This is a genomic window from Acinetobacter sp. WZC-1, assembly GCF_052544965.1.
The window spans coordinates 2665366-2680228 of record NZ_CP199370.1 but is presented as its reverse complement, the minus strand read 5'-3'; the positions used below and the strand labels follow the sequence as shown (position 1 = coordinate 2680228).

Genomic DNA, 14863 nt, shown 5'->3' with positions numbered 1-14863 from the left:
GAATTGGCACCTTGTCTTTAAATTAAGGTGCAAAATGATTTTAACTGAAGAGTTTGATCATGGCTCAGATTGAACGCTGGCGGCAGGCTTAACACATGCAAGTCGAGCGGGGGATGTTGCTTCGGCAACTGACCCAGCGGCGGACGGGTGAGTACAACTTAGGAATCTGCCTGTTAGTGGGGGACAACGTTTCGAAAGGGACGCTAATACCGCATACGCCCCAAGGGGGAAAGGATGGGATCACTTGTGACCATTCGCTAACAGATGAGCCTAAGCCGGATTAGCTGGTTGGTGGGGTAAAGGCCTACCAAGGCGACGATCCGTAGCGGGTCTGAGAGGATGATCCGCCACACTGGGACTGAGACACGGCCCAGACTCCTACGGGAGGCAGCAGTGGGGAATATTGGACAATGGGGGGAACCCTGATCCAGCCATGCCGCGTGTGTGAAGAAGGCCTTATGGTTGTAAAGCACTTTAAGCGGGGAGGAGACTGCATTGGTTAATAGCTGATGAGAGTGGACGTTACCCGCAGAATAAGCACCGGCTAACTCTGTGCCAGCAGCCGCGGTAATACAGAGGGTGCGAGCGTTAATCGGATTTACTGGGCGTAAAGCGTACGTAGGCGGCTGATTAAGTCGGATGTGAAATCCCCGGGCTCAACCTGGGAATTGCATACGATACTGGTCGGCTTGAGTATGGGAGAGGATGGTAGAATTCCAGGTGTAGCGGTGAAATGCGTAGAGATCTGGAGGAATACCGATGGCGAAGGCAGCCATCTGGCCTGATACTGACGCTGAGGTACGAAAGCATGGGGAGCAAACAGGATTAGATACCCTGGTAGTCCATGCCGTAAACGATGTCTACTAGCCGTTGGGGCCTTTGAGGCTTTGGTGGCGCAGCTAACGCGATAAGTAGACCGCCTGGGGAGTACGGTCGCAAGACTAAAACTCAAATGAATTGACGGGGGCCCGCACAAGCGGTGGAGCATGTGGTTTAATTCGATGCAACGCGAAGAACCTTACCTGGCCTTGACATACTAAGAATCCCGTAGAGATACGGGAGTGCCTTCGGGAATTTAGATACAGGTGCTGCATGGCTGTCGTCAGCTCGTGTCGTGAGATGTTGGGTTAAGTCCCGCAACGAGCGCAACCCTTTTCCTTACTTGCCAGCATTTCGGATGGGAACTTTAAGGATACTGCCAGTGACAAACTGGAGGAAGGCGGGGACGACGTCAAGTCATCATGGCCCTTACGGCCAGGGCTACACACGTGCTACAATGGTCGGTACAAAGGGTTGCTACACAGCGATGTGATGCCAATCTCAAAAAGCCGATCGTAGTCCGGATTGGAGTCTGCAACTCGACTCCATGAAGTCGGAATCGCTAGTAATCGCGGATCAGAATGCCGCGGTGAATACGTTCCCGGGCCTTGTACACACCGCCCGTCACACCATGGGAGTTTGTTGCACCAGAAGTAGCTAGCCTAACTGCAAAGAGGGCGGTTACCACGGTGTGGCCGATGACTGGGGTGAAGTCGTAACAAGGTAGCCGTAGGGGAACCTGCGGCTGGATCACCTCCTTAACGAAAGATTGACGATTGGTGAGAATTCACAACAGGTTGTTCTTCATGACGATGTATCTGAGGGTCTGTAGCTCAGTTGGTTAGAGCACACGCTTGATAAGCGTGGGGTCACAAGTTCAAGTCTTGTCAGACCCACCACTACTGACGAAGTACGGAAAATCAGACACATTGACTTATTGATAAGTCGGGGACTTAGCTTAGTTGGTAGAGCGCCTGCTTTGCACGCAGGAGGTCAGGAGTTCGACTCTCCTAGTCTCCACCACTGATTACAAACTGAGAGATTACAGAATTTAATGAACATTCAGTTTATTAACTTCTGTGATTCATCACGGATACCTACCTGCTGACGAGGCGGTATGGAATCATTAACAGCATATATTTGAGTTGAAATAATTGTTTAGCTTATTTTATGAAGTTTTAACAGAGAACTGTTGATGCTGAATGAAATGAGCACTAGCGAACAAACTGAATCAAGCGTTTTGGTATATGAAATTGATTGAAGCTGTACAGTGATTGAATTCACAGTACTTCAGACTGTAGGGGATTGATGAGCAATCATTGTCCCTGTCTTATTACTCCTTGTAGGTAATAACGACTGTTTGGGGTTGTATGGTCAAGTAATTAAGTGCATGTGGTGGATGCCTTGGCAGTCAGAGGCGAAGAAAGACGTGACAGCCTGCGAAAAGCTCCGGGGAGGCGGCAAATATCCTTTGATCCGGAGATATCTGAATGGGGAAACCCACTTACCATAAGGTAGGTATCGCATGATGAATACATAGTCATGCGAGGCGAACGGGGGGAAGTGAAACATCTCAGTACCCCCAGGAAAAGAAATCAATTGAGATTCCCTGAGTAGCGGCGAGCGAACGGGGAACAGCCCATAAAGTGATGCATGTTCTAGCGGAATGCTCTGGGAAGAGCAACCACAGAGGGTGATAGTCCCGTACACGAAAGGGCATGCATGATGAAGACGAGTAGGGCGGGGCACGAGAAACCCTGTCTGAACATGGGGGGACCATCCTCCAAGGCTAAATACTCCTGACTGACCGATAGTGAACCAGTACCGTGAGGGAAAGGCGAAAAGAACCCCTGTGAGGGGAGTGAAACAGATCCTGAAACCGCATGCATACAAGCAGTGGGAGCCGACTTGTTCGGTGACTGCGTACCTTTTGTATAATGGGTCAGCGACTTATATTCAGTAGCAAGGTTAACCGTCTAGGGGAGCCGTAGGGAAACCGAGTCTTAATAGGGCGCATAGTTGCTGGGTATAGACCCGAAACCAGGCGATCTATCCATGAGCAGGCTGAAGGTCAGGTAACACTGACTGGAGGGCCGAACCCACTGTCGTTGAAAAGCCAGGGGATGACTTGTGGATAGGGGTGAAAGGCTAATCAAGCCTGGTGATAGCTGGTTCTCCCCGAAAGCTATTTAGGTAGCGCCTCGGACGAATACCACAGGGGGTAGAGCACTGTTTCGGCTAGGGGGTCATCCCGACTTACCAAACCGATGCAAACTCCGAATACCTGTGAGTACTATCCGGGAGACAGACTGCGGGTGCTAACGTCCGCAGTCAAGAGGACAACAATCCAGACCGCCAGCTAAGGCCCCAAAATCATGGTTAAGTGGGAAACGATGTGGGAAGGCACAGACAGCCAGGAGGTTGGCTTAGAAGCAGCCATCCTTTAAAGAAAGCGTAATAGCTCACTGGTCGAGTCGGCCTGCGCGGAAGATGTAACGGGGCTAAAACCATGTGCCGAAGCTGCGGATTTGACTTATGGTCAAGTGGTAGGGGAGCGTTCTGTAAGCTGATGAAGGTGTGTTGAGAAGCATGCTGGAGGTATCAGAAGTGCGAATGCTGACGTGAGTAACGATAAAACGGGTGAAAAACCCGTTCGCTGAAAGACCAAGGGTTCCAGTCCAACGTTAATCGGGGCTGGGTGAGTCGACCCCTAAGGCGAGGCCGAGAGGCGTAGTCGATGGGAAACTGGTGAATATTCCAGTACTTCTGTGTAATGCGATGAGAGGACGGAGAAGGTTAGGTCAGCCTGGCGATGGTAGTCCAGGTGAAAGGTTGTAGGCATGTATCCCAGGCAAATCCGGGGTGCTTTATGCTGAGAGCTGACATCAAGTAAGTTTTACTTACGAAGTGGCTGATACCCTGCTTCCAGGAAAAGTCTCTAAGCTTCAGTTACACAGGAATCGTACCCGAAACCGACACAGGTGGTCAGGTCGAGTAGACCAAAGCGCTTGAGAGAACTCTGCTGAAGGAACTAGGCAAAATGGTACCGTAACTTCGGGAGAAGGTACGCTGCTGACGGTGACGGGACTTGCTCCCTGAGCTGTTGGCAGCCACAGAAACCAGGCCGCTGCAACTGTTTATTAAAAACATAGCACTCTGCAAACACGAAAGTGGACGTATAGGGTGTGATGCCTGCCCGGTGCTGGAAGGTTAATTGATGGGGTCAGCGCAAGCGAAGCTCCTGATCGAAGCCCCAGTAAACGGCGGCCGTAACTATAACGGTCCTAAGGTAGCGAAATTCCTTGTCGGGTAAGTTCCGACCTGCACGAATGGCATAATGATGGCGGCGCTGTCTCCAGCAGAGGCTCAGTGAAATCGAAATCGCTGTGAAGATGCAGTGTACCCGCGGCTAGACGGAAAGACCCCGTGAACCTTTACTGCAGCTTGACACTGAACTTTGACCTTATCTGTGCAGGATAGGTGGGAGGCTATGAAGATTGGACGCCAGTCTGACTGGAGCCATCCTTGAAATACCACCCTGGTAATGTTGAGGTTCTAACTCTGTCCCGTTATCCGGGACGAGGACCGTGTCTGGTGGGTAGTTTGACTGGGGCGGTCTCCTCCTAAAGAGTAACGGAGGAGTACGAAGGTGCGCTCAGCGTGGTCGGAAATCACGCGTAGAGTATAAAGGCAAAAGCGCGCTTGACTGCGAGACCCACAAGTCGAGCAGGTACGAAAGTAGGTCTTAGTGATCCGGTGGTTCTGAATGGAAGGGCCATCGCTCAACGGATAAAAGGTACTCTGGGGATAACAGGCTGATACCGCCCAAGAGTTCATATCGACGGCGGTGTTTGGCACCTCGATGTCGGCTCATCTCATCCTGGGGCTGAAGCAGGTCCCAAGGGTATGGCTGTTCGCCATTTAAAGAGGTACGCGAGCTGGGTTTAGAACGTCGTGAGACAGTTCGGTCCCTATCTACCGTGGGCGCTGGAAATTTGAGAGGATCTGCTCTCAGTACGAGAGGACCGGAGTGGACGAACCCCTGGTGTACCGGTTGTGACGCCCGTCGCATCGCCGGGTAGCTATGTTCGGAAGGGATAACCGCTGAAAGCATCTAAGCGGGAAGCCCACCTCAAGATAAGATTTCCCTTGAACTTTATGTTCACTAAAGATCCGTTCGAGACCAGGACGTTGATAGGCTGGATGTGGAAGCACGGTGACGTGTGAAGCTGACCAGTACTAATTGATCGTGAGGCTTGACCATACAACACCCAAGCGGTTGTTTATGAGGCATTGATTGATTTCATGAAAAGGATCAAAGTTAATTGATTCAGTTAAAAAGCCGGATACAATATTCAACTCAGATATTCTGTTAATACTCTTTTGGCTGAAAGCTGTGGCATTTAAATAAGACCGCAGTGAGTATCCATAACAGTTGTGCTGGCGACCATAGCGAGAGTGAACCACCTGATCCCATCCCGAACTCAGAAGTGAAACCTCTTAGCGCTGATGGTAGTGTGGGGTTACCCATGTGAGAGTAAGTCATCGCCAGCTCATTATTTAAACACCCCGGCCAAAAAGGTCGGGGTGTTTTTTTATATGCATGAGAAAATGACTGAACAGGACTAATTCGTAGCAGTCCATTCCTGAATGAAGTTCATGGTCAGTCTGGCGGCATTGCGCTGTGCTACGCCTGAACTGAAAAAAGCAGCTACATTGGGGTCATGGTCTGCACCTGCAAGGTCGGAAAGACTGCGAAAGGCGATGAAGGGAATGCTGTTGGAGTAAGCAACCTGAGCGACTGCTGCGGTTTCCATGTCGACGACATCCCCGGCCATTTGCTGATGTAAGTAATTACGATATTCAGTATTTGCAAGAAATGCACCACCGGATACACCCCGCTGCCCCATGATAATTTTAGGTTGATAACAGTCGTTACTGGTCTGGCAAATGGCTTCCAGATGACGCTGTGTATCATGTTGTACTTTACTGGCAATGCTCAGCATTTTCGCATCAACAGGGAAATCAGTTTTCATTTCACCATATGCAACAGGAGTTTCACCGTGATCATCCTGGGTACTTAAAGCCACCTCCTGGTAGTTGTTTGCATTGATGACGTTGGTCTGACGAAAAAACTGAGTGCCATAGGCGGGAATTGTTTCATCAAGTTTTAAACCCAGGCAGGAAATATCTCCGGCTTTCCCGCAGGCGTCAGGTAATTCCTGATTTGCAGCATAATAAACCTCGTTGGGTGCGATCCAGCTGCGGGCAATGACAACATCGCCAACCTGCAGATCAGGATTTAAACTGCCTGCAATTCCACTGAAAACAAGACCTTTTAACTGAAAGTGGTCAGTCATCATCTGGGTGGTCATTGCTGCATTGGTCATGCTGATGCCGCTGAGCGTAATCACGACGTCGGTATTTTCCAATTGTCCGGTTATAAATTTCCGGCCATTAATTATGTATTGTTTTCTATGCTCTGTTGATTGTATGAGTAAGTCAGCTTCCTGACCAAATGCCGCAATAATACCGAGTCGGGGCGTATCATCTGTTAAATGGCTGGTGCGGTTATCCGGTTGCGAGGCCTCAGCTGAAGAGGATTTGCAGGCTGTCAGGTAGATGGCTGGAACGGCGGCACAAAGGACAAGCAGGGATAATTTGAATAAATGCATGGCAGACCCATAAATGTAAAAATTAAAAATAGATTAAAAGTTAAGCAAGCAAAAAATATTCCAATGCCAAATATTCTCTGCTTTATGATTATGTTATGGTTTTGATGATGATTGATCCAGTTGCCGCCTTGCATGCTTCAGTGCGGTGCGTAAGCCTTCTTCCAATGTTGGATGAAAAAATGGCTTTTTCAGGATTTCATCAATGCTGAGTGCTTCGCCCATGATCCAGCTCAGCAGGTGTGCCATATGTTCGGCATCTTCAACAAAAAGTTCTGCCCCCAGCAGTTTGCGTGTGTGCTTATCGACATAGACTTCTGCAGCCCCTTTGTTTTTTCCGGTCAGAATTGCACGGCCCTGTCTTTCATAGGACACAAATCCGGTCACGAAATCTGTATCAGACTCACTCAGGTTTGCATAATTCTGCCCTATGCGGGCCATTTCAGGAGAACTGAAAACAATGGACAGCGGAATCAGTGTCTTAATATTCTGAATTTTTGGGTAATTCAGGCAGTTATGCACAGCGAGCCGGCTTTCTACAGCGGCTTCATGCTGGATGGGTGTTTCGGTAAAAGCATCTCCGGTAATAAAAATTGGATAATCACCCAGTTGTTTGGTCTGGGGATCAACGGGCAGCCGGGTGCTATCACTGAATTGCGGATCCAGATTGCCAAGATTCAGATGGCTGAGATTACTGCTTCTGCCGATTGCACTGAGAACATAGTCTACTTGCAGCTGGTGCTCTTCCTGGTCCTGCTGATACTGGATTGTCACGCCTGCTGTAGTCTTTTTGACAGTATGTGGCAATGTTTTGAGTTTAATATCCAGTTCTTTTGATATTTCTGTCTGAACCAATTGCCGTAAATTCGGGCTGGTTAATGGGCCGATTTTCGTACTGCGTGTAAACACCGTGGTTTTTACTCCAAGCCGGTGCATGGCCTGGGCCAGTTCTATGGCAATGACGCCACTGCCGATGATGGCCAGTGTTTCGGGGAGTGACTCAAGTTCAAAGATTTCATCTGAAGTGACCAGTCTGTCTCCCAGCTCCTGCTGCCATTCCGGTTCAATGTTGGGCGTGGAGCCTACGGCCAGAATAAAGCTCCTGGCCTGGTACTGGTTTCCATTGACTTCTATGGTGTCAGCATTAATAAATCGGGCTTCACCTGAGACTTTGTGGGCTGGGTTCCAGCTGTCGACATCCTTCAGGGTTGCACCGGTAAAACGATCCCGCAGTGCCCTGACCTGTTGCATGACAGCCGATGTATCAATTTCAGCTTTGACGTTCAGGGAAAGTTCATTTGCATGCTGGATATCATTCATTCGATTGGCAATGGAGATCAGTGCCTTGCTTGGCATACATCCTGTACGGGCGCAGGTGGTATCCCAGCTGCCTTTATTTACAATCAGTAAATTGGATGTATATTTTATGGCTTCTTTGTAGGCACTGATTCCTGCTGTACCTGCACCGATGATGATGATATCAAACATGAGCTGAATCCTGATTCTGACTTGTTCACAATAAAAAACATTTTTTGCATGATGTTTACAGTTTCCATGAACTGTGTTTACATATCAGCAAATATTTACAACATAACAAACTTTCTTTGTGTAATGGGGAAATCGGGGAATTAAATGGATACAAAAAAATTTACTGCAAAACTTTCTGCAATTGCTATATCTATTTTGTTGGTCAGTTGTGGTGGTGGTGGAAGTGAAGGCTATTACAGGGCGGAGCCTGTGCAAAGCCCGGCCGGTAATGGCTCAGAAAATGGTTCTGAAGGAAGTGAAGGCACTATCCAGGATTCTGGTAACTACTATGTCAATGCCTCAGCTGCAAAAACAGCGTTATTATTGACGGGGGATACCGCTGTCTTAAATGTCAAATTACTGGATGCAGATACCGGCGGCGCCATCAGCGGGGGAACTGTCAAATTACAGATTGTGAATGCTCAGGCGCTGGGGGCTTCTTTTGAAGGTACGGCCGAACAGACAACAGATGAAAATGGTTATGCTGTTTATACGGTTCGGCTGGCACAATCATCCAATCGGGCCTTATTGTCCGATGGTATTCAGATCAGAATTATGAATGCAGAAGATCAGCAGATTGGTGAATATAAATTTACAGTTGTTGAGTCTGAGGCAGAAAAGCCGCTTTATGATTTATTTATCCAGTCCAATAAAAATAATTTATCGGTGAAAGGGGATAACGCCTTCATTACGGTGAAGGCGCTTGATGCCGGTGCCGGTTCATTGGCAGGTCAGACGGTTTCACTTGCTGTGCTGGATTATGATAACAACAGGGTGACTATAGAAGGGCCTTCCACGGGTGTGACAGACCAATATGGGAATGCAGGCTTTAATATCCGATTACCCATGACGACAGGATCTGCTGCTACTGCATTAATGTCGCAGGGGATCAGCCTGGAAGCGACCATTACTGACCCGAATGGTGTCAAAGTCATGAAGCCGCTGAAGCTGAATGTGATTGAGGGCAATACGGTTACGCCGGTAGGAAATATTACTTTTGGTAATTCCAATGAGCTTTCTTCAAATCCAGCGCGGACTTTCTATTCTGAAAATTTTTCAGCGCAGGTTGTTGATATCGATGGTAAGCCCTTAAAAGACCAGAAAGTTACAATGACCATAGATATTGTGTCCGGTACCCGAGGGCAGTTTGTTACCGGGGAAACAGTCGAGCGTTTAAGAAATGCTGATATTCTGGACATTGATATCCGTGAATTACAGCCATTACAGCAGCGTCTGGGTGGATTGCAGTCCGAATTGGTTGCTCTGAACAGTCAACTGGCTGCAGGGGCAGATGAACTGGAAAAGAGGCGTATTCAGGGGCAGATTGATGCAAAGAATTATGAAATCAGTATGGTGAATAATTCAATCGCTGAAGTGGAAAGCCGTAAAAGTCTGATTGAGCGTTATGAGATTTCTCCACGGACTCAGGTGGTCTGTGGGGCAGTGGCAGAAGCGAGCAATGCATCGCTGGCCACAAGTCTGGTTGATCAGAATAACAATGAAGTCGCAAATGAATATACCTACACCACAGATGCATCAGGTAAGTTTGACTTTAAGGTGAATTACCTGAGAAGGTATGCCGGATGGCAGACTGTTCAGATCAGGGCAACATCAACGGTAAGTGGTAAAACGATCGAATCAGCCATGATCTATGTTTTAAATGCCACACGGACTGACATGGAGTCAGTAAGCGGACAGCCCTTTGATTCAAGCCCATACGGTTCATCCGGTTGCTCCTTTATCAAGCCGTGGACTGCATTGCTGTAGTCCCTTACATGAATACAGGTGATTGAATAAAAAAACAGCGCTGAGGCGCTGTTTTTTTATTCTGGTTCAGGCAACGGTGTTATAGCGGTGTTCCCATGCTGACCCCAACGGTCGGCCTGACATTCATAGAGCTGCATGAAGCAACGGCAAAACAACACAGCATGATCAGTAATATTCTATTCACGTATGCATCCTCAATTCAATGTCTGCCAGTTTCAACTGGAAGTGACGTATGTTTCAGTCATCCAGCAGATCCATTTGCCTGGCCAGCTGGAATAAATTGTTCGAGCGGTTACCGGTACGACAGAACATCAGAATGGGTTTGGGTAATTCATTAAAGTGATTGGCAAAGGTGCGGACATCGATTTCAGTGATCTGTCCGGCCACCACCGGCTGATAAACATAATCCAAGCCTGCGGCACGGGCCGCTTCTTCAATCTGTGCGCTGGCCGGTTGCTCAGGACCACCTTCCATATCCGGGCGATTATTAATTACGGATTTAAATCCTTTTTCAGCAACCTGTGGGATCTGTTCAGGGCCAATCTGACCTGCAAAACCTACATTTTCACTCATGGTGTCACTCCGGCATCCAGCAAAAACAATTATGCTAATATAATAACATTAAGCCTGGATCTGAGTTTAAATGACAAAGCATATTGATAAAAGAATACCAGAAAAATATAACGCAATGGAGCGCGTATGTATGCTTATACCGTAGAACCTCTCTATATTCAGAGTGGGCAGAATATTATTGCTGGGGATTTCTATCAACCGGAAGCTATCAAAAAACCAGCTGTGATTATTATGGCACATGGTTTTGCTGCGCTGCGTCAATTTAAACTGGTTCAGTATGCACAGCGCTTTGCCCAGGCCGGCTATGCCGTGGTTCTGTTTGACTATCGTTTCTGGGGAGGCAGTACAGGATATCCCCGTGAGCTGGTCTCCATTAAGCATCAGCTGGACGACTGGAAAACCGTGGTGACGCATGTTGCTGCTCAGAAAAATATCAATCATCGGAAAATTGTGCTGTGGGGGACGTCATTAAGTGGCGGCTATGTACTGACGCTGGCGTCGGAGCTGAAGAATGTGCAGGCTGTCATGGTACAGATGCCATTTGTTGATGGTGCAGAAAGTGCAAAGTCCTATTCGATTCAGCAGCTTCCACGGGCATTGAAATTATCAAGCCAGGATTATATGGGGTCTGGCGTGGGTCTTGCTCCGAAAAAACTACCTGTAGTTCATCCCTTTGATTTATGTTTTATCCCCGGCCAGGACAATTACCAGGGCTATATGTCGATTGTCAGTTCTGAATATTACTGGAGTGGCGAAGTCCCGGCCCGGGTATTTCTGAATCTGATCCGTTACCGACCTGTTCAGACCGTCAGGAAGATTAATATTCCGGTGCTGTTTATTGCAGCACTGAAAGATCAGTTTGTTCCCATTATTTCCAGCCGTGAAGCAGCAACCAATATTGCACCATTTGTACAGTATCATGAATGGGATCTCTCTCATTTTGATATTTATCATGGTCAGTGGCGGGAAAAAGCCATTGCAACGCAGCTGGAGTTCCTGCATCAATATACCGGAGTGAGGTGATGATTATTGTCTGTCCATCCTGCCATGCAAAAAATCGTGTGCCTGAAGAAAAAATTGATTCCAGTCCGAATTGCGGCCAGTGTCATCATACATTGATTCCATTGGCTCCGATTGAATTGAACGAACAGAATTTCAGTGATTATGTGACCTATAGTGACTTGCCCATTCTGGTTGACCTGTGGGCCGACTGGTGTGGCCCGTGCAAAATGATGGCCCCGCATTTTGCTGAGGTTGCAAAACATAATCCGCATGTGGTATTCGGCAAAATTGATACCGAAGCCAATCCACGGCTCAGCAGTGCTTTTCATGTACGCAGTATTCCGACGCTGGTGCTGATGAATAAAACCACGGAAGTTGCTAGAATAAGCGGAGCGCTGCGCTCCAGTCAGTTACAGGAATGGCTGGACCAGCAATTGAATGTCCATGCCCGGAGCTAATGTGTCAGATTCTCAGATAAAACCTGAAGGTACATTGTCCCTTCAAACGATTGCAATGCCGGCGGATACCAACTGGAGTGGTGATGTATTTGGTGGCTGGATTGTTTCACAGATGGATCTGGCAGGAGCAATTCATGCGGAGCGTTTCAGTCAGGGACGCTGTGCAACAATCTCAATTAATCAGATGACTTTTCTGGTCCCGGTGAAGGTGGGTGATGTCATTAGTTGTTATACCCGAATTTTAAAAGTCGGCAATACATCCATCCAGATGCAGATTGAGGTCTGGGACAGTCATGACAGCTCCCGGATACCCAAACGTGTTACAGCAGGGGTGTTCACTTTTGTTGCTGTGGATGTCAAAGGGGAGAAACGTCAGATTACTGAAGAGGTCAGGCAGAAATATCTGGCATACGAGGGAAGTTAACCCTGTGCTGATGATCTGCTGAATGAAAAAATCCCGGCCATTGCCGGGATTTTTGCTTGATCAGAACATGGTGTTGTTATTGGCGCTTTGTTCAGGAATCGGCTGGATGACATCCCAGAGTTCCACGATTTTGCCATTTTTCACTCGGAAAATATCCATGATTGCAGCTCCACGGTCCTGCTTATTCCGAGTGGAATGCACATGTAATACAACCAGATCTCCCTGTGCAATCACACGTTTGATGGAGGTAGTTGCATCTGGATTTTCTTTGAAGTAAGTCGTAAAGTATTCTATAACTGCGTTCTTGCCGTCAGGAACAGATGGATTATGCTGGGTATAGGTATTGCTAATATAGCGGTCCGCATATTCCTGTACTTTATGTTTGAGAAATATGCCTTCATAAAAGTCAATCACGATGGCTTTATTTTGTTGTGCCTGTTGGGCTGCTGAAATCGCTGATAATGTGTTGCCCGTTGCAGCTTTAGCCACTTGATCTGGATTCTGGGCACATGCAGTGAGAAATAAAAGAGGGCTTAGAATTAGGCTAAGTGCAATAAATTTTCCTGGAGTAGCTGATCGCATGACTATTCTCAATAGTTCGGTGGTCGTGGAATAACACCATTTTGATGAGTAAATAGGTATGAATACAGTGAATAATCGTCACTGATTATTTGTGCTTTGGTAAATTTTATACTTACTAAACAGTAAGTTTTATTTACATTTCCAGATTTATCCTTATTTCTTTTTCAGACGTTCTTTTGACACCCATGCCCACACCATCTGGCATTCTACAGGCTCTTTTCCAGACTCATCCATAAGGGTGACTGGAACCAGTGTTTCACCTTTTTCAGAGCTTTGCATTTCTAAGATTTGTTCCTTGCTCAAAGTCGCTGTTGCAGTCATATCACCTTTAGATGGTCGTTTATATTCAATATGCATGCTTTTAATCAGGACAATACAGGAGTCCGGGACATTCATGCCTGTGACAAAACCTGTTGCTGTTTCAGCAATCAGCGCCATTGCAACAGCGTGTAATTGTCCAATATGGTTTTGCATGGCACGGTGGTTTTTAATTTCTACCACAACTTTTGAATGGCTGACTTCCAGGTATTTAATATTGGCTGTACCCACCATAGGCACAATTCGACCAAACGCCTTACTCCACAGCGTACTGCGAATGCCTTTAGGGAATTTAGAGGTCGCTTTTACAAGTTTGGATAAACGGTTGGTCTGAGTCATGATAGTGGGTCCACCTGATATGAAAAGACGTTCAGTCTTTAAAATTATTAAACTGTAATGGAACGCCAAATTGCTGTTCTTTCAGAAACGCCATGACCTGTTGCAGGGTATCGCGTTTTTTGTCTGTAATCCGAATTTTGTCGCCCTGAATGGATGATTGCACTTTAATGCCACTTTCTTTAATGGCTTTATTTATTTTTTTTGCGGTGTCAGAGTCAAGTCCATCCTTGAGTTTAATCTGCTGGACAATGTGTTTGCCAGAAGCGGTGGCTGGCTGAGGGTCAAGCGCCTGAATATCGACTTTACGTTTAAAGAAATGACCTTCAAGCATGCTGTACACCTGTTCACACTGGAAATCGCTTTCCGTGCTGATTTTAATTTCCTTTCCCTTTTCGTTCAGCTCAATGGAAACGTCCTGCCCACGGAAATCAAAGCGTGTTGCAATTTCTTTTTGTGTGTTCTGAACTGCATGATTGACTTCAAAAATTTCTAATTCAGAGACAATATCGAATGAAGGCATCGTTTAGACCTTTACAAATGGAAAGAATATCTGAGATGCTAGGGATGTTTTCTTCATTTGCCAAGTGTTGTTTACATCAAAGGAGTGCACAATGATCCGTAAACAAGAAATTACAACATTTGAGTTCCCGGAAAATGCAGTCATATGGGATGTCCGTGATGCAAAATCATATGCGGAAGGCCATATCAGGGGGGCGGTAAATCAACCCATTGATGATTTGAATGCAGACAGTCTGGCTCAGGTGAATTCGGATCAGTCCATTTATATTTTATGTGGTGGTGGCAGTAAGGCGCCACGTGCTGCGGAAAAAATGGAAAACCTTGATAGCTCACGTGATTATGTTGTTCTGATGGGCGGAACACGTGCCGCACGTGCTGCAGGCTTACCCCTGGAAGAGGGTGTATAGGAAAAGAGCGCCGCAAGGCGCTTTTTTATGGCCAATGAAAGCATCTGTTTTGTATGCACACGGCATTGAATTAACCAGACAGCACTTTTAAAGTATATCTGATTTTTAAATACATCCTATTTCAAAATACCTCATATTCGCTTACGCCCGATTCAGGCTCAAATATTGTAAGGTCGCTTTGCTCGGTTCATCCGGTTAGAGAAAGCTTTATAATCAGAAAAAAGCAATGGGAATTTTTATGCTGCTCAATCACTCGTAGATACTCGCCCTATTTCAGCTGAGAATTGTTGTATAGCCACATGTAAATTAAAAGCTACATCTCTTTAAATCCGATGTCCAAAACCTCACAGATGGAAATATTCGCTGACTTTCCTTTTCAGTACAGACCATGCCTGTTCAATCGGATTTAAATCAGGACTATATGCCGGAAGATAGGCGATTGGTACATTATACGTT

At 46.9% G+C, this 14863-nt stretch carries 12 protein-coding genes, 2 tRNA genes and 3 rRNA genes; 10 read left to right on the top strand and 7 right to left on the bottom strand.

The window, feature by feature from the left end:
- Nucleotides 1-41: 41 nt before the first annotated feature.
- The 5 genes from ACT6PV_RS12390 to rrf all read left to right on the top strand — a co-directional run bounded on the left by ACT6PV_RS12390 (nucleotide 42) and on the right by rrf (nucleotide 5373).
- A 16S ribosomal RNA gene (locus ACT6PV_RS12390) occupies nucleotides 42-1580 on the top strand.
- Between the two features lie 61 nt (nucleotides 1581-1641).
- A tRNA-Ile gene (locus ACT6PV_RS12385) sits at nucleotides 1642-1718 on the top strand.
- A 48-nt stretch (nucleotides 1719-1766) separates the two neighbouring features.
- A tRNA-Ala gene (locus ACT6PV_RS12380) sits at nucleotides 1767-1842 on the top strand.
- 349 nt (nucleotides 1843-2191) lie between these two features.
- Nucleotides 2192-5083, top strand: a 23S ribosomal RNA gene (locus tag ACT6PV_RS12375).
- Between the two features lie 175 nt (nucleotides 5084-5258).
- Nucleotides 5259-5373: ribosomal RNA gene (rrf, locus tag ACT6PV_RS12370) — 5S ribosomal RNA — on the top strand.
- Together the 16S, 23S and 5S rRNA genes with 2 tRNA genes alongside form the textbook arrangement of a ribosomal RNA operon.
- Before the next feature lie 71 nt (nucleotides 5374-5444).
- Here the strand turns inward: rrf and ACT6PV_RS12365 are convergent.
- Complete coding sequence (locus ACT6PV_RS12365) at nucleotides 5445-6494, bottom strand: 5'-methylthioadenosine/S-adenosylhomocysteine nucleosidase (RefSeq protein WP_445116634.1); 1050 nt, start codon at nucleotides 6492-6494, stop codon at nucleotides 5445-5447.
- Between the two features lie 93 nt (nucleotides 6495-6587).
- Nucleotides 6588-7979 carry a dihydrolipoyl dehydrogenase gene (locus ACT6PV_RS12360; RefSeq protein WP_445116633.1) on the bottom strand — a complete coding sequence of 464 codons (1392 nt, stop codon included), beginning with the start codon at nucleotides 7977-7979 and terminating at the stop codon, nucleotides 6588-6590.
- 144 nt (nucleotides 7980-8123) lie between these two features.
- Between ACT6PV_RS12360 and ACT6PV_RS12355 the strand changes: the two genes are divergently transcribed.
- Nucleotides 8124-9785 carry a hypothetical protein gene (locus ACT6PV_RS12355; RefSeq protein WP_445116632.1) on the top strand — a complete coding sequence of 554 codons (1662 nt, stop codon included), beginning with the start codon at nucleotides 8124-8126 and terminating at the stop codon, nucleotides 9783-9785.
- A 237-nt stretch (nucleotides 9786-10022) separates the two neighbouring features.
- Here ACT6PV_RS12355 and ACT6PV_RS12350 read toward each other — a convergent pair whose 3' ends face one another.
- A complete protein-coding gene (locus tag ACT6PV_RS12350) occupies nucleotides 10023-10358 on the bottom strand; it encodes a TIGR01244 family sulfur transferase (protein ID WP_445116631.1) in 336 nt (111 codons plus the stop codon).
- Nucleotides 10359-10484: 126 nt separating this feature from the next.
- Here ACT6PV_RS12350 and ACT6PV_RS12345 point away from each other — a divergent pair, with 126 nt between their 5' ends.
- From ACT6PV_RS12345 to ACT6PV_RS12335, 3 genes are read left to right on the top strand one after another with little or no spacing between them, the layout of a single operon-like run.
- The gene (locus ACT6PV_RS12345) at nucleotides 10485-11381 is read left to right on the top strand and encodes an alpha/beta hydrolase (protein WP_445116630.1); all 897 of its coding nucleotides are present in this window, start codon (nucleotides 10485-10487) and stop codon (nucleotides 11379-11381) included.
- The gene (gene trxC, locus ACT6PV_RS12340) at nucleotides 11381-11818 is read left to right on the top strand and encodes a thioredoxin TrxC (protein ID WP_445116629.1); all 438 of its coding nucleotides are present in this window, start codon (nucleotides 11381-11383) and stop codon (nucleotides 11816-11818) included. Before ACT6PV_RS12345 ends, trxC begins: the two co-directional genes overlap by 1 nt.
- A gap of 55 nt (nucleotides 11819-11873) precedes the next feature.
- Nucleotides 11874-12242, top strand: coding sequence for an acyl-CoA thioesterase (locus ACT6PV_RS12335; protein ID WP_445117109.1), 369 nt, complete (start codon nucleotides 11874-11876; stop codon nucleotides 12240-12242).
- Nucleotides 12243-12302: 60 nt separating this feature from the next.
- Here the strand turns inward: ACT6PV_RS12335 and ACT6PV_RS12330 are convergent, their stop codons facing one another.
- The 3 genes from ACT6PV_RS12330 to ACT6PV_RS12320 form a co-directional block, all read right to left on the bottom strand.
- The gene (locus ACT6PV_RS12330) at nucleotides 12303-12824 is read right to left on the bottom strand and encodes a nuclear transport factor 2 family protein (protein WP_445116628.1); all 522 of its coding nucleotides are present in this window, start codon (nucleotides 12822-12824) and stop codon (nucleotides 12303-12305) included.
- Nucleotides 12825-12977: 153 nt separating this feature from the next.
- The gene (locus ACT6PV_RS12325) at nucleotides 12978-13481 is read right to left on the bottom strand and encodes a DUF4442 domain-containing protein (RefSeq protein WP_445116627.1); all 504 of its coding nucleotides are present in this window, start codon (nucleotides 13479-13481) and stop codon (nucleotides 12978-12980) included.
- 31 nt (nucleotides 13482-13512) lie between these two features.
- Nucleotides 13513-14001 (bottom strand): YajQ family cyclic di-GMP-binding protein, encoded by a 489-nt coding sequence (locus tag ACT6PV_RS12320; protein ID WP_445116626.1) that lies wholly within the window; start codon nucleotides 13999-14001, stop codon nucleotides 13513-13515.
- A 91-nt stretch (nucleotides 14002-14092) separates the two neighbouring features.
- On the opposite strand from ACT6PV_RS12320, the gene ACT6PV_RS12315 reads away from it, so the two are divergent.
- Nucleotides 14093-14407, top strand: coding sequence for a rhodanese-like domain-containing protein (locus ACT6PV_RS12315; protein ID WP_445116625.1), 315 nt, complete (start codon nucleotides 14093-14095; stop codon nucleotides 14405-14407).
- Nucleotides 14408-14751: 344 nt separating this feature from the next.
- Here ACT6PV_RS12315 and ACT6PV_RS12310 read toward each other — a convergent pair whose 3' ends face one another.
- Nucleotides 14752-14847 carry a transposase gene (locus ACT6PV_RS12310; RefSeq protein ID WP_445117108.1) on the bottom strand — a complete coding sequence of 32 codons (96 nt, stop codon included), beginning with the start codon at nucleotides 14845-14847 and terminating at the stop codon, nucleotides 14752-14754.
- Nucleotides 14848-14863 lie beyond the last annotated feature (16 nt).

Bases quoted from the DNA above. Each gene is read 5' to 3' on its own strand.
- ACT6PV_RS12365 (WP_445116634.1), bottom strand. From the start codon at position 6,494: ATGCATTTATTCAAATTATCCCTGCTTGTCCTTTGTGCCGCCGTTCCA.
- ACT6PV_RS12315 (WP_445116625.1), top strand. From the start codon at position 14,093: ATGATCCGTAAACAAGAAATTACAACATTTGAGTTCCCGGAAAATGCA.
- ACT6PV_RS12330 (WP_445116628.1), bottom strand. From the start codon at position 12,824: ATGCGATCAGCTACTCCAGGAAAATTTATTGCACTTAGCCTAATTCTA.
- trxC (WP_445116629.1), top strand. From the start codon at position 11,381: ATGATTATTGTCTGTCCATCCTGCCATGCAAAAAATCGTGTGCCTGAA.
- ACT6PV_RS12350 (WP_445116631.1), bottom strand. From the start codon at position 10,358: ATGAGTGAAAATGTAGGTTTTGCAGGTCAGATTGGCCCTGAACAGATC.
- ACT6PV_RS12325 (WP_445116627.1), bottom strand. From the start codon at position 13,481: ATGACTCAGACCAACCGTTTATCCAAACTTGTAAAAGCGACCTCTAAA.
- ACT6PV_RS12355 (WP_445116632.1), top strand. From the start codon at position 8,124: ATGGATACAAAAAAATTTACTGCAAAACTTTCTGCAATTGCTATATCT.
- ACT6PV_RS12320 (WP_445116626.1), bottom strand. From the start codon at position 14,001: ATGCCTTCATTCGATATTGTCTCTGAATTAGAAATTTTTGAAGTCAAT.
- ACT6PV_RS12360 (WP_445116633.1), bottom strand. From the start codon at position 7,979: ATGTTTGATATCATCATCATCGGTGCAGGTACAGCAGGAATCAGTGCC.
- ACT6PV_RS12345 (WP_445116630.1), top strand. From the start codon at position 10,485: ATGTATGCTTATACCGTAGAACCTCTCTATATTCAGAGTGGGCAGAAT.
- ACT6PV_RS12335 (WP_445117109.1), top strand. From the start codon at position 11,874: ATGCCGGCGGATACCAACTGGAGTGGTGATGTATTTGGTGGCTGGATT.